A 14,598-nucleotide genomic window follows, 5' to 3' on the forward strand; every position below is an offset into this window, starting at 1 on the left:
ACATCATGACAACTTTATTTACATGAGTTTGGAAGGTTATCTAACACATTATTTTACTACTTTAACCTACTAAAGTGTCAAAAAAAACCTTATTTCACCAAGTTGATAACGGATACATTTCACCCCAAAATTCAAAAAAAATTGGACCTCTGAATTGAAGTCCATAAAACAATTTACCACATGGTATGAGAGTATTATTTTAATCTAATGAAAAAGGGACACACGCATATCACTAAGCCAATTATTGTAATGCCGAAAGCACCTAGTTTATTTTTATCTTTAATCAGGAAATAAGCATGCGCGAAACTATAAAATGCACCAAAAAGAACTACAAACCATAAAATGACCTTCACGACTAATCCCTCACCTTTTCCATTTCAGATTCCTTCATCTGCTTACCGAATCCGACAATTTCTACATCTACCTTAATATTCACATTTGCAAAAGGGTAATTTTTATTGGTCCAGTCCCACTTTTCGTACTCCTTCACTGAACTGAATAACGGACGTGCATACAAAGACCAATAAAATGGTTCTGATTTGAATTCATCTTGGGTTCTTTTAACTAGTGCACTTAAATTTTCTTTTAATTCACTTTCAATCTTCTTTTTCAAGATCAACTGTTTTTCTAAGTTTTCAGCGTAATTTTCCATACTTGGTGCAGATAATACTTCAACTTCAATAGGCACCATGACATTAATTACAGGCGGTCCCTTTCTTAATTTGACTTTTACCTTCGTAGCCGTTTTTTTCTTAACTCTGCATGCTACCATATATTTTTCGTACAACGGATCTTGATAATTCACATACATATCTTCAATCCTCGATGTATTATCCAGGAGAAGAGCACTTCGGGTCTCTTCTCCTGTTAATTTACCAATCATTTTCCCTTCTTTAAACACCGCAGAACCTATTAACTGCACCATATTCCCACCTTTTTTCGGAACACTGCCAGCTAAATATTGGTCCTCCTCTTTAAATTTAACGCCATTGTCTTTTTTACCAATTGAGCCGTTCATGGCTAAAAAGAGGTCTGCATCTCCATCTGTAATTGCTAATAGACGATTAATTGAGGATTCTGGTACTAAACCGGTTTCAACTGATCGATCGATAATAAACTGGTAATATTTATGTGCACGTATTTGAGACTCTGGTTTATTTTTTCTAATAAATTCAGATGCTTTCTCTTTTGTTACGATAATATTTGTTTCACGACGAACTTCTCTCTCCTTGAGCGCAGCTCCAATGAAACGGTAAAAACTGTCTGTTCTTGCCAGTTCCTCTGATACCACGATTACTTTAGCGTGACTGAATGAGATTTGCCTTGTAACAAAAGAATTCGCCATATTCTTTGCCGTTACAAAATCCGGTGCTGTCAAGGTAACGATATTTCTCTCGGGGTCTTCTTCCTGCCCTGGCGCTCCCTTAATATTAAGTTTTGGATTAGCAAATTGAAAGGTAACATCCACCGCTTGTTTTTCATCGACATCGTTCTTGTCAGGTAAATCTAATCCAATTGCAATCGTGTATGACATTTGCTCTAACTCTTTTCGATCCCAGCATCCGGTAAGAAAAAAGAGAATCACCAATCCTAAAATGATGGTTTTTATGTAACTCATCTATTTCTTACCTCCTTTACTTTGAGTAATAACCAAAGCAACGGAGGAAGGAGCAGGAACATATACTTCGAATAGATGATTATATTTCGCTTATAGATAAAGATATTTTCTATTTGATTTGTCGGAATCATTCCTAGCAATAGAACTAATATAGTAATTGGAATAAGAGTATGTTCAAATTCTTTTATATTAAAAACATATCCAAACAACATACTTACCAAATATAAATAAACAGCAAACTTTACTATAATCACCAATAACCAAAAAGTTAAAAAAAAGGTTTCGATATTAGTAATCACTCTTCCAATCGACACTAGTCTAGTTGCTTCGTTAAATGGGTAGGTAATTTTCCCTACACTCCGATAATCAAATACTAATGTGTAGCAAATATAAAGTATCATCATCATCAAAACGGTATAGACTAACGAACCAAAAAGTCCTCTAGTATAGGTTTTATGGTCTTTGACAAAGGGATACAACATAGAAACGAAAAAGGCTTCTGCATACATAGTTACATTCTCAAAGCTAGACTTTGCTACCTCCCATTTACCAGGTCCAAACAAAGGAAATAGCCTATTTATTACAGAATCTTTTGCCAGTAAGAAAACCAATATCCCTAATGCAACTGTAACGTAAGGAAAGACCATCCATGCCACAGAACCAAGTGCTTCCCAGCCTTTATTAGCACCCCATAAACAAATTAATAACAATGCAGTGTAAAGGATAAATAATGGAGTCTTTGGAAAATTCATCGTAATAAGTTGGTCCGCGTAGCTCCTGCTTTCTACTGATGTATTAACTAACAAGAAAATAAACAGAATGAACCCAATCCCAAAAGCGATATGCCTGCCCATCGCCATTTGCAGGAGTTCTATTAAATTTTTCGTTTGATATTTTTTTAAGACCAGATTTAATACAATGATAGAAGGGAGAATGATGACAAAGGAACCAATAATGACCATCCAGGCTGCATTAAAGGTATCTCCAAAAAGTCTTGTTGTCGTCATATCTGTGGCCTTAGTACTTATCATAAAGACAATAATTGAAAAAAACTCCCTAATACCTATTAAATCCTTCTCAACCTTAACCAAACTACCACCTATTTTCACTCATTTTGAACAGGCTCTTTTGTTAAATCCTTCGTTTTTACATAGGCTGGTCTTAATATTTCATTCTTTAATAATCCTCGAAATAATGTGTCTTTTGAAGACTTGTATTTCGGAGTAAACGGCGCCAAATAAGGGACACCAAACGTTTTAACAACCGATAAATAAAATAATCCAATCATAAAGATACCCACCATGCCAAAAATACCAAATAAACTAGCGGATAAAAGAAAACCAAATCGAGCTATCCTTATAGCGTAATTCAAATTCACATCACTGATCGCAAAGGACGAGAGACCCGTTAATGCCACCACGATTACCACGATGGGACTAACCACATTTGCCTCAACTGCAGCCTGCCCTAAAATTAATGCACCAACAATGCCAATAGTGGGACCAATCGGAGTCGGCACTCGAATCCCCGCCTCCCGAATCAATTCAAACGCCATTTCCATTAAGAGTAATTCTAAAATAGCAGGGAACGGAACCATCTCCCGTGCACCAGCAATCGCTAAGAGTAAATCAGCAGGAAGCATTTCGATGTGATAATTTGTAATTGCGATATAAATAGAAGGAGTAAACAATGTAATAAACATCGCTGTCATCCGTAGTAATCTTGTGAAATTACCGTATATAAATCGTAAATAATGATCGTCGGCAGAATGATAAAAGGACCAAAATGTCGCTGGTGCTACAATGGCAAACGGGGAGTTGTTCATCACAACAATAACATGACCATCTTCGATAAAAGAGGCCGCTCTGTCTGGTCTTTCCGTCTGTAAAATGGTCGGAAATAAGCTGGCTGATCGATCTTCTATATATTGAATAAGGAGACCGAGATTTTGGACTGCGTCTTTTTGAACAGCCCCAATCCTTGATTTAACTTCATCTAATACTTTCTCACCAGCTAATTCTTTGTTGTAAATGATATAGACTTCATTTTGGGAACGACTGCCGATGATCATTTTTTCTACAGTGAAATCTTCAGAGCGAATTTTTTTCCGAATCAGCGAAATATTTACGTCTGCTCTTTCTACGAATGATTCTTTAGGACCTAATAACGTCGTTTCATTTTGTGGCTTTTCAACACTTCTACCTGCTGAAGATGATGTTTTTAACACATAGATTACATTCACGCCTTCAACTAGTAACAAAGTGGCTCCTGTGTTTAACTCACTTACTGCATCGGATATTATCTTCTCCTCTTTGAATGCACTGATGCTTATAGCTGAAGGAATATCAATAATTTCTTTGGTTGCTAAGATTAATGGTTTTATGATCTCCTCATCAATTAACCTCGTATCAGTTAAAGATGGAATAAAGAAAATAACTGCCTTTCTACCCATCATATGAATCGTGAATTCTCTCACTGTAAAGTCTATATTTTTTGGATAAGAGTAAAGCTCCTTTATTTGAGAAACATCAAGGAATAGGTCACCTGAAATGTAGTTTTTTTTAATACTTTCATCAGTTTGAAACAACTCTTCACTTATTTCTAAATGTTTTGTTTTTATTTTTTTAAAAAATGGACGTCTCAATGTACGTTACCACTCCTACTGGCTTCACATGTTTTTTACGGTAATGTCATAATGTCGCAATTTACGCTTAAAAAAACTTTAAACCTCCTTATTAGCATTGTTTATTCTTATCTAATCTATTCCACTTTTTGGTACATAGGGGAGGTTTCACCTCTACCTAAAGAGAGCAGCCTCCAATAAGGAAGCTGCTCTCTGTCATTATTTTTTCTCAAGCGAGTAATTATTTTCTTTTGGGTTCTTACTAATATAAAAGCCCTTCTTAGGTTCGACATAGAAATTTAAGGGACAATTCAAATTATTGGTAATGGCTTCTTGAAGTTGAACTGCCTTTTGCCGCTTGTTGTTAAAGGCTCTTAGCGACATATCGATTAGTATCGTATGACCAAAACTCGTTAAAACTTCAATTTGATTGATTCCAACAGGATTTGTTGTTTTTACATGAATAAGTGAAAACCAGATATTGCAATGGCATTTCATATTTTTTGTAGGAAACAATAAAATGCCCATCTGCGGATTCACGCTTATAGGATGCATCCTTGTTGGAGTAAGCAAGTATTTTGCACTGCGGCGGGCTCCAAGGAAATTTGACCCCAAATGCAATAAGGTTTCCTCGATTACAGTAATTGGACTCTTTCTAACGAGGAAAGTTTCTTCCCCCTCAATTACTCTTGACCATAATTCTCCTCGATCATTGTATTCACCAGTTAGTAAGACCGTCATTTCATTAATTAGGTGCGTATCCCTTATGTCCATAAATTAATAATCCTCTTTTCTAGTAATAGTGTTGATTATTTTAAGAATAAGAGTATACTAACGATAAAGTTGTATACTCAACTTACTTTGCCCTTGGGTTTCGTTCCGGCAAGACCTTTACCCAAGGGCGTTATTATTTTCCATGTTTCCCTCATTTATTTCCACAAAATACCTCCTCAAAAATAGTATATTTTACTAGAAGATAGAAAGTAAATCTGTTATATAAAAATAATTTATTGGTTGCCCCGATCAAATTATTAATGTTACTAAACTATATTGACGAACATTTACTTTGAAAGTATAATGAATCTTTATTTATTTTCGACAAATGTTTTTCTATAAAAAAACATGGTTCGACAATAACTTAACCTACGAATTCCATCTATTTAAGCAGAATATTAGCTCATTTAAATTAACCTTTCTAGCTGTTAACTGAAAATTCATAAATGCACATAAAATACATATTTACCTATTTCTCTGAGAAATAGAAAAAATCTTACCCTGTTATAGAGTAAGATTTTTTGTTATCTCTTTGTTTACATAATATTTTTATGTGATTTATTATACTGCTTCTAGTTTATGTGTCTCTATGAATTTTCGTTTTTGGATGTAGATCAGTCTCCACGATAAGGCGATTCCAGCTGCTAACAAGCCCGCGGTTAGTCCCAGCCAATAGCCTGTTGCTCCTAATCCTGTAAAGTTTGCAAGTACGTAGCCAACTGGAAGGCAAATTAACCAGTACGCTATTAAAGTCATGACAAAGGCAAGATTGACATCTTTATATCCCCGTAATGCCGCTTGTGCTGTTACTTGAATGGCATCACTGATTTGGAAGAACAACGCAAAGATTAAGAAATGCGCCGTTAAATTAATGACTTCTGTTTCATTCGAGTAAAATCCAGCCACTTGGTAACGGAATAGAACCACCAGCACCCCGGTAATGAGTGCTATTATGATAGCAAGATAAATACCTAACCAGCTGTAGCTTTTTGCGTCCTTGTATCTTCGTGCCCCTACTTCATAACTTACAAGTACCGTTTGTGCCATCGATATGCTAATTGGAATCATATAAAGGAAAGAAACGATGTTTAATGCTGATTGATAGGCTGCGATCGTTGTAACATTAAATTTACTTAATAGAATGGTTACGACTGCAAACATGCTTGTTTCAAAGAATGTTGATAATCCCATTGGTACACCAATTTTCAGTATTTCCTTACACTCTGCTAATGAAAATTTCTTCAAATTCTCAAACACAGCAAAGTCTGAATATGGTTGCTGTGTTTTTACAATGAACACAGTCATTCCAGTTATTATCCATTCCGTGATGGAGGTGGCATAGCCGGCACCTGCTCCGCCAAGTTCCGGGAAACCCCAATAGCCAAAAATCAATACAAAATTCAAAAAGAAATTAATGGGTAATGACAAGAGCAAGATATACATTACTACCCTTGTTTTTCCTAATGAATAGATAAATGACCTAAGCACGTTAAAGATAAATAGCGGAAGAATTCCATAGCTAAGACCAACCAAGTAGTCAAAAGCGGTTTCCTGTACGTCACTTGGAAGATTCATCTTATCTAAAAGTGGATTTAAAAAGAATACACCCAGCATGATGACGATAATGGTAATTATAACGGAAATATAGAGTCCATGTCTTACAACCGAAGCCACTTCCCTGCTCCTTTTTTCCCCGAAGCGTTGAGCTGCTATTGGAGAAACTGCTAGCAGAATTCCACTTATACCAGTAAATATCGGGCTCCAGATTGACGAGCCAATTGCCACAGCGGCTAGGTCAGAGGAGCTATATTTTCCTGACATAATATTGTTGAAAAACACCATCGAAAACATCCCGAGCTGAGTGATTAAAATCGGTATAAGCATGACAAAAATTTGTTTTGTCTTTTCCTTTAATGTAAAAGTCTGATTCATATAAAAACTCCTAGAAATATTGATATATCAAAGCCAAAGTTTTATTATACTTGATTTGGGCTAACTTGAGTATTATTTGTTGCAAGAAGCGGTATTTTTATTTGCCAAATAATTTTCAAAAGTATTATATAGAAATTTCGGATACCGTAGTATAATAATATCGTTATCGATTAATAGAGAAACTGGTGAAGAAAAAGTGCGTACCTATAATGAAAAGATTAGTATCTATCATGGAATGGTTTCTACCATTGCAATCAATCTTGCAAGTAACTTCTATCCCATCTTTGCTATCTCGATTCTTGGAGCTACCAACTATCAAGTTGGATTAATTAGTTCACTTCCACCTCTGATTGCGCTTTTGATGACCATTCCTGCGGCAATTCTGTTAAATCGGCTGCAGTCGCAGAAAAAAACGGTTGCCATGGCAGTATTAGGTGCTCGACTATTATTTTTGCTGCTCATCGGGGTTGTTTATATCACTTCTTCTTACCAGGCATGGGTATTCTTAATTATTATCGCATTCATGAATGTCCCCGCCACCATTGCTAACATTGGCTGGCAAACTTTAATTAGCGGTATGATCAAAGACGAACGAAGAGGTTCTTTTTTTAGTGATCGGAACCGGTTATTGACGATTGCTGGTATGATTTCCACACTTATTATTGGGATTTTCATGAAGAACCAAACAAATAATGCAACCGCCTATCAGTGGTTATTTTTCACAGCCTTACTTTGTGGATTACTTGAAGTGTTTTTCTTAATGAAACATAAAGAGTCAGTCCAAGCCGTAACGACTACAAAAAAATCTTCGATGGATTGGTCGATTTTTAAAGATCATGGATACAAATGGTTCCTGATTGCGGCACTCTGCTTTAATTTCACCTGGCAGATGTCCTGGGGGATATTCAATATTTATCATGTTAGAATCGCAGAAGCCACCATTCTTTGGATAAGTATCTTTTCGGTAGCATGTCAGTTAGTGCAAATCTTTACCTTCCCTTTGTGGAAAAAATGGGCAGAGGCAAGATCTAATACCCTAACACTGGTATGGGCTGCGCTAGGTATGGCGCTTGTTCCATTTCTTACAGTGCTGTCTACCAATCTATTCTATTTAACTTGTGTACAAGCATTATCCGGATTTTTCATTTCTGGAGTTGTACTCTTATTGTTTAACCTTTTGCTGGAACAATCACCAGAAGAAACCAGAACATATTGTATCACCTCTTATAATGTGCTCCTTTCCTTTGTCGCCTTCATAGCCCCTCAGATTGGTATTATGCTGCTAGAAGGACTGGGCATACAAAAATCAATGGAGCTGAATTCCTTTATGAGGATCGGAAGTGCCTTTGTATTTCTTCTTATGTATTTACGTACTAGGAAATTCACAAAAGCATTGTTAGTAAAAAATTAGCAATTTTTTCTAGTAAATTGAAAATAAAAAACAAAAAAGTAATGGAATAATTTTCCATTACTTTTTTGGTGCCTTTTTGGTGCCTGTCACCGATGTGAAAACAGAGTTTTCACCATTTATGCATTTATTCGTATTTATTCATATATTTACTGTATATCTCTTTCGTCCTTTAAAGTAGACCCATTCTTTGAAGCCTATTTCTTTGAGGCGGGCTTGGACGATTTCGAATTCGTCTCCGACTCGCTCTGGGTCATGGGCATCAGAGCCAAAAGTGACTTTTACTCCGTGATGAAGTGCCATTACTAATATGTCATCTGCTGGATACCAGCCTCCCACGTATTTGGTTTTTCCTGAGGTGTTGATTTCAATAGCTACATCGCATTCCGCTATGACCTTTAAGGTGTGTTCGACTGCAGCAGTTTGAATATTTGAAAATTCAGGATAGAAACCTTTCATTGCATCAATATGACCAAGAATTTGATACATGCCGCTGCGCGCAGATTGCTCAATTAATGAATAATAGGCCTCCTTCGTACGTATTTGTTCTTTAGAACTCAGCCCTTCCCAGCGGTCCTGCTTAAAAATGCTCACTCCATCTACATGATGAACAGATCCAATAATATAATCAAATGGATATCGATCAAAGTGAGGACGGTATTTGTCTACAGAATCAGGAAAGAAATCTGCCTCAATTCCTAATAGGACATCAATTTTTCCAGTATACTCTTGTTGTAACTTTAGGATTTCCTCTACATATTCAGGAAATTGACTTGTTGCCATGGTTATGTGAGGAAAGGGATGATCTTCTTTACTTGAAAAATACGGGGTATGGTCGGAGATTCCGATGATATTTAACCCCTTTTTTATACCTGCTTCGATATAATCTCGAATTCCTCCCCTTGCATGGCCACAACGATCATGATGGGTATGTAAATCAAATTTCAACATTTTATTTATCACCTCTCCATATTTTCCCATACTATGGTAATTTCAATCAAATCCATATTACTAAAAATTCTACCCTAATAATGAATTTAGGTTGTACATTTCCATTTTACCCTACTCCTTGTCCAAACCAAAAGACAAGCTGATTCATATATATAAGTAATATTGTGAATGAGAGGTGTTTTATGGATATTTGTAATTGTCGTGCAAAAGTAACCGCATCTGCGGTACCAGTCGAAACCTTAATCGATCGATTTTCATCTAGAGGCAAAATTACTATATCTGCACGAATTTGTGAAGTTGATTGTACAGCCAAGAACAGTTTTATTTCCATTCTCTATGGTGACGATTTAAATCAAAATAACAGCTTTGTTTTTAAATCCGCTGCACCTGGTATCCCAACTTGTGAACCCGTATCAGGCGGCGGTATCGGTATAATCTTAACAGTGGAAGGACAAGCCTCCGGAGTCAACTTTCATGACAATGCCATTCTTTCAAACATACATTTTCTACATGAGACCATCATTGGTAATGCCATCTGTTCCATCTCTTTAACTGCTGCGAATGGTCGAACATTTGAGGTTCCAGGATGTATCTTCACTAATTCTGAAAGTAAAAAATGAGCAGCTCCCAAAATGGAAGCTGCTCTTTGATTATTTTTTTAGATGATATGGGACGGTTGTAATAATAACATTTCTTCTATATAACAGGTATGCTTTGATAAGTAAGCTTGATTGGTTGTGCAGAATATTGTGCCAGCCTTTTTTCGGTATAAATTGTGGAATGATCACTGTGACCCTGTAATTGGCTTCACCGGCCTTATGCTGAACCGTATCCACAAACTTTGTCAGTGGCTGAATGATACTCCTGTAATGGGAGTGCAGGGTGACGAGCCTTACATCCGGCTGCCATTTATTCCATTTTTCTTCGAATTTCTTTTCATCGTCTCTTTCAAAGGAAACATAGACCGCAAGTACTTGATCCGCACCAAGTGATTTTGCATAATTCAATGAGTTTTCTACCACTTGGGTAATCCCTGCCACTGGAACAATAATTACGTTCCCTTCAATTGGAACTGCAGGGTCCTCACAATTTAATCTTAGCTGCTCTCCCACTGCTTCATAATGCTTTCTAATTCGGTAAAAAATATAAACTATTACAGGTAAGAACACCAAAACTGGCCACACCTGCGCAAACTTTGTTAAAAAGAACATGATCGTAACAACAAAGCAGATAATAGCACCCATCGTATTAATGATAAGCTTAGATACCCAGCCCTGAGGCTTCTCACGAAGCCATTTTAACATCATCCCCGTTTGGGACAAGGTAAACGGAATGAAGACCCCAACCGCATAAAGTGGTATTAAGTGCTCCGTTTGTCCTTTGAAAAAGATAATTAATAAGATTGAAGCTAAACCTAATGTAATAATACCATTTGAGTACCCTAATCGGTCACCTCTGATTTTAAACATTCTAGGTATAAATTTATCATTTGCAAGATTGACTGCCAGCAATGGAAAAGCTGTATAACCTGTATTTGCAGCAAGAATTAAGATTAAAGCAGTTGTGCCTTGAATAAAGAAATACATAAAGTTTCGTCCAAATGTCTGCTCCGCAATTTGAGAAACCACGGTAACCTTTTCATTCGGAGTAATACCATAGTAATAGGCTAACAATACAATTCCCGAAAATAAAACCGCCAGTAATCCTCCCATTGCCGCCAAAGTTTTAGCAGCATTATTTGGAGCTGGATCTTTAAAGTTTGGAATCGCATTTGATATCGCCTCAACTCCTGTAAGAGCAGAACTACCTGATGCAAATGCCCTTAAAAGAAGAAATAATGATATCCCTGCAATAGGAGTTCCAACTGGTGTATGCAATTCTGCTGGAACCTGACCTGTAAAAATATTAAAGAGTCCCACACCAATTAAAATAAATAAAGCGAGCACGAATAAATAGACAGGATATGCTAAAATAGAAGCAGACTCCGTTACACCTCTTAAGTTTAAAGTAGTAATAAATATGACAAAAATAATCGCAATACCCACATTATGGTCATGCAGTGCTGGAAAGGCGGATGTTAAGGCATCGGTTCCAGCAGATACACTAACAGCTACTGTTAAAATATAGTCAACAAGTAATGACCCACCCGATATTAACCCATAATTGATACCTAAATTTTCTTTTGATACTACATACGCTCCTCCACCATGCGGGTAGGCAAAAATAATTTGTCGATAAGATAAAATTAATGCTGCTAATAAAACTAATACACCGATTGCAATCGGAAGTGAATACCAAAATGCAGCTGCACCTATTGTTACGAGGACAATTAGGATTTGTTCTGGCCCATACGCAACCGATGATAATGCGTCAGATGATAGGATTGCCAGCGCTTTTGTTTTATTGAGCTTTTGTTCCCCTAATTCTGTTGACTTTAAAGGTCTGCCAATTAATAATCTTTTAATTGAAGATACCATGTATCTGCACCACCGTGATTTCTATAAAGATATTTTTTCTCTGTTCTTATCTTGCTTAAAAAGCACAAAAAAATGCCTGCAAGTCAAAGTTAAATAGACCTGCAGACATGAATTAACTGCCTAACAAGCTCCACCTTCCTTCTCATTAACGCTTACGAGGTTAGCTGTCGGATTCGGGCCATTGAGTAGCCCTACCTTTTAAAGGATTCACCCCTTGGATATACTATCCATATGAATGGGTCCCCCGCACCAATTTGGTCTCAGCGATTTAGAAATATGAAACTGTGATTATCATACTCCTGTGTTTCTCAAATGTAAATCAAAATTTTTTAAAAAAATATAGATTGGAGAAATATATATGTCTAAAAAGAAAAAGCCGCTTTTGACAGATGAATTTTTAGATGAATTGGCTAATGAAATCAATGAGCAATACGGCCGCCCTGTTGATCAAAACGAAGATAAAAAAAATTATAAGGAAGACGATTAGCCATCAAACATATTTCACAATAACAATGGTACACATGTCCAAATTGTTAGAATCCCCCCCATTTTTAAGACAATCTTTGTTATTGGTACATATAATAACTTATCCAGTATTATGGTTGGGGGGAATAAGAATGGAAAATGTTATTCTGCTATCAAGAAACACCACTAACAGTGGGATTTTAACGTTGCATCCCAAGTTAGCAGAATCTATGGGAATAACTCAAATTACGGCTAGAAAAATCAGATTTGGTGCAAAGACCTATCAATCTATTGTAGACATTTCTGATGAACTGCCTCTAAATGGGGCAAGCCTATCTGAAGATATTTTGGACATGCTGAATATACCACAGCATTGCAGTCTTGAAATCATGCAGAATGGCAATGAAATACAAATTGGACCCTTTATTGGTTTACTTGCAGGATATTATCAAAGCTCGATTAAGAAATATCTCGATCATCTACGTGATTATGTTTTACTTTATCATGAAATTAAGGGTGCCATACTTGTCTTTTCTCTTGACCAAGTTGATAAAGTCAACCATCTCGTCAAAGGCTATCTTTATAATCCTCGAACAAAACAATGGGAAGAAGGAACCTACCCATATCCATCCTCTATTTTTGTGATGACTTCTTCTGTCAGCACCGCATGGATACAGCATTTTAAATCCATCATTGGCAATGTGGTTTTTAATGATTTCTTTCTAAATCGATGGAGTATCCACAAGAAATTGGCAAGCTCAATCGGGGTAAAATGTTATCTTCCCGATACCAATCTTTATGGTTCACCTCAAGATTTATACTACTTTTTAAAGAAATTTCCTAATTTAACGGTGAAGCCTCTAAACAGCGCCAATCGGCATGCCTATAGAGTATTATTAAAAGATTCAAACTCTCTCTTGATAACAAATTTAACAAATATGGAATCAAAGAATTATCGATTTAATAATCGAGATCAGGCTTATTCTATCTTTAGTAAATATTTTAAAGATGGAGAATATATCATCCAAGAATCCATAGATGTAACCGGTTATCGAACGATTACTGTAAGGTTTATTACGGTCAAAAACCACTCAGGGCAATGGCAGGTAATGGGCTCATTTACGAGAGGCGACCAATCAGTAAAGAACGATGGTAAATTAATGCCTTTAGTCAAATTTGAAAAAGAGATCGTAAAAGATTTCTTACAGCAAAGCGATTTACACGCTTCCTTAACTTATGAAGAATTGAACCAAATAGCGATTGATATTGTAAATGAATTAGAAGGTACCGGCGTGCATTTGGCAAATGCAGCTGTTGATATTACGGTTGGAGAATTAGGTGATATCTGGATTTCAGAGATTGATCACTGCAACCCCTCACACGATATTGCGTTAGTAGCTGGAGATCCGGATCTATACTATGGGATTCTTAAAACCAATATGCTTTATGGTAGAAAACTAGCAGGATTTTAATATAGCGAAAAGAGCTAACTAGGACATTAGCTCTTTTTTGCTGTTTCGATAATTTCCTTTAATTCATTCGTAAAACCCTTTACTGCTTTATTTCCTAACACCGTTACCGGAACGCCTAGAAAGCCGTATTTCTCTACTTCTTGTTGGTATTCGGCGTTTATTGATATATCTCTAACCTCATAAGGAATGCCTTCCTCAGTAAGTACTTTTTTGACCATTGTGCACTCAATACAGTCGTTTGTCGTATAAACGATAACTCCTTTTTCCATTGGTTCCTCTCCTTCCAACCGTTGCTACTCTTCATTAAAAAAAATATGTTCTGCTGTTATTTTATCACTTAAGGTGAGTACCCCAAAGGAAAACAACTTTTGTCTTCTTTTGTCGGTTGGCGAACCTGGGTTAAAAATTAATAGATTTCCTTCATACCTCTTTACAGGAATATGAGAATGTCCATAGATAATACAGTCTACGTTCTCTCCCTCAAATTCTACAATGGCACGTTTTTCTGTTGTTTTTCCCTTCCCGTGTCCATGTGTAATGCCAAATCTAAAACCGCCTGCTTCTACTATCTTTTTTGAAGATAGTAATCCGATTATATCTTCATGATCCACGTTCCCATAAACACCCTCAACTCTTCCATACGCCCGCAGCTGGTGATAAACATCTATCGTCAGCCAGTCACCCGCATGGATGATCAATTCGGCATCCTTTAATTCTTCTAATAACCTATCAGGCAATCCATTTTTCCGTTTTGGTAGATGTGTATCTGAAAGTACAACAATTTTCATTCTTATCCCTCTTATTTTCTGAAAAGCATTAAAATTTAAAGTTATGATAGTTCCTTCCAATGTGAAAACAACAACATTTTTTGACAAATA

At 36.4% G+C, this 14,598-nt stretch carries 13 protein-coding genes and 1 riboswitch; of the genes, 4 read left to right on the top strand and 9 right to left on the bottom strand.

Annotated features, from left to right (window positions below; genetic code table 11):
* Positions 1–355 precede the first annotated feature (355 nt).
* The 5 genes from ABC255_RS18235 to ABC255_RS18255 form a co-directional block, all read right to left on the bottom strand.
* Positions 356–1,618: a Ger(x)C family spore germination protein gene (locus ABC255_RS18235; protein WP_412995689.1), complete on the bottom strand. Its 1,263-nt coding sequence runs from the start codon at positions 1,616–1,618 to the stop codon at positions 356–358.
* Positions 1,615–2,727: a GerAB/ArcD/ProY family transporter gene (locus ABC255_RS18240; protein WP_412995691.1), complete on the bottom strand. Its 1,113-nt coding sequence runs from the start codon at positions 2,725–2,727 to the stop codon at positions 1,615–1,617. Before ABC255_RS18240 ends, ABC255_RS18235 begins: the two co-directional genes overlap by 4 nt.
* Positions 2,724–4,262 carry a spore germination protein gene (locus tag ABC255_RS18245; RefSeq protein ID WP_412995693.1) on the bottom strand — a complete coding sequence of 513 codons (1,539 nt, stop codon included), beginning with the start codon at positions 4,260–4,262 and terminating at the stop codon, positions 2,724–2,726. The genes ABC255_RS18240 and ABC255_RS18245 overlap by 4 nt, the downstream gene beginning before the upstream one ends.
* Before the next feature lie 198 nt (positions 4,263–4,460).
* Positions 4,461–5,015, bottom strand: a complete 555-nt coding sequence (locus ABC255_RS18250; RefSeq protein ID WP_412995695.1) for a competence protein ComK — start codon at positions 5,013–5,015, stop codon at positions 4,461–4,463.
* Between the two features lie 561 nt (positions 5,016–5,576).
* Entirely contained in the window at positions 5,577–6,947 is a 1,371-nt protein-coding gene (locus ABC255_RS18255; protein ID WP_412995697.1) for an MATE family efflux transporter, read from the bottom strand.
* A 196-nt stretch (positions 6,948–7,143) separates the two neighbouring features.
* Between ABC255_RS18255 and ABC255_RS18260 the strand changes: the two genes are divergently transcribed.
* On the top strand, positions 7,144–8,358 hold the full coding sequence (locus ABC255_RS18260) for an MFS transporter (RefSeq protein WP_412995699.1): 1,215 nt from the start codon (positions 7,144–7,146) through the stop codon (positions 8,356–8,358).
* A gap of 138 nt (positions 8,359–8,496) precedes the next feature.
* On the opposite strand, the gene ABC255_RS18265 is transcribed toward ABC255_RS18260, so the two are convergent.
* Entirely contained in the window at positions 8,497–9,303 is an 807-nt protein-coding gene (locus ABC255_RS18265; RefSeq protein WP_412998584.1) for a histidinol-phosphatase, read from the bottom strand.
* 185 nt (positions 9,304–9,488) lie between these two features.
* Here ABC255_RS18265 and ABC255_RS18270 point away from each other — a divergent pair, with 185 nt between their 5' ends.
* Complete coding sequence (locus tag ABC255_RS18270) at positions 9,489–9,926, top strand: hypothetical protein (protein ID WP_412995701.1); 438 nt, start codon at positions 9,489–9,491, stop codon at positions 9,924–9,926.
* Between the two features lie 30 nt (positions 9,927–9,956).
* On the opposite strand, the gene ABC255_RS18275 is transcribed toward ABC255_RS18270, so the two are convergent.
* Complete coding sequence (locus ABC255_RS18275) at positions 9,957–11,783, bottom strand: APC family permease (RefSeq protein ID WP_412995703.1); 1,827 nt, start codon at positions 11,781–11,783, stop codon at positions 9,957–9,959.
* Between the two features lie 134 nt (positions 11,784–11,917).
* Positions 11,918–12,059: riboswitch (cyclic di-AMP (ydaO/yuaA leader) on the bottom strand.
* An 82-nt stretch (positions 12,060–12,141) separates the two neighbouring features.
* Here ABC255_RS18275 and ABC255_RS18280 point away from each other — a divergent pair.
* Both ABC255_RS18280 and ABC255_RS18285 read left to right on the top strand, forming a co-directional pair.
* Positions 12,142–12,270: a bacitracin ABC transporter ATP-binding protein gene (locus ABC255_RS18280; protein WP_412995705.1), complete on the top strand. Its 129-nt coding sequence runs from the start codon at positions 12,142–12,144 to the stop codon at positions 12,268–12,270.
* 130 nt (positions 12,271–12,400) lie between these two features.
* Complete coding sequence (locus ABC255_RS18285; protein ID WP_412995707.1) at positions 12,401–13,720, top strand: YheC/YheD family protein; 1,320 nt, start codon at positions 12,401–12,403, stop codon at positions 13,718–13,720.
* A gap of 26 nt (positions 13,721–13,746) precedes the next feature.
* Here ABC255_RS18285 and ABC255_RS18290 read toward each other — a convergent pair whose 3' ends face one another.
* Positions 13,747–13,989, bottom strand: a complete 243-nt coding sequence (locus ABC255_RS18290; protein WP_412995709.1) for a glutaredoxin family protein — start codon at positions 13,987–13,989, stop codon at positions 13,747–13,749.
* Between the two features lie 24 nt (positions 13,990–14,013).
* Positions 14,014–14,508: a metallophosphoesterase family protein gene (locus ABC255_RS18295; protein ID WP_412995711.1), complete on the bottom strand. Its 495-nt coding sequence runs from the start codon at positions 14,506–14,508 to the stop codon at positions 14,014–14,016.
* Positions 14,509–14,598: the final 90 nt, after the last annotated feature.

Source organism: Neobacillus canaveralius (assembly GCF_047237705.1).
Classification (GTDB): domain Bacteria; phylum Bacillota; class Bacilli; order Bacillales; family Cytobacillaceae; genus Neobacillus; species Neobacillus niacini_K.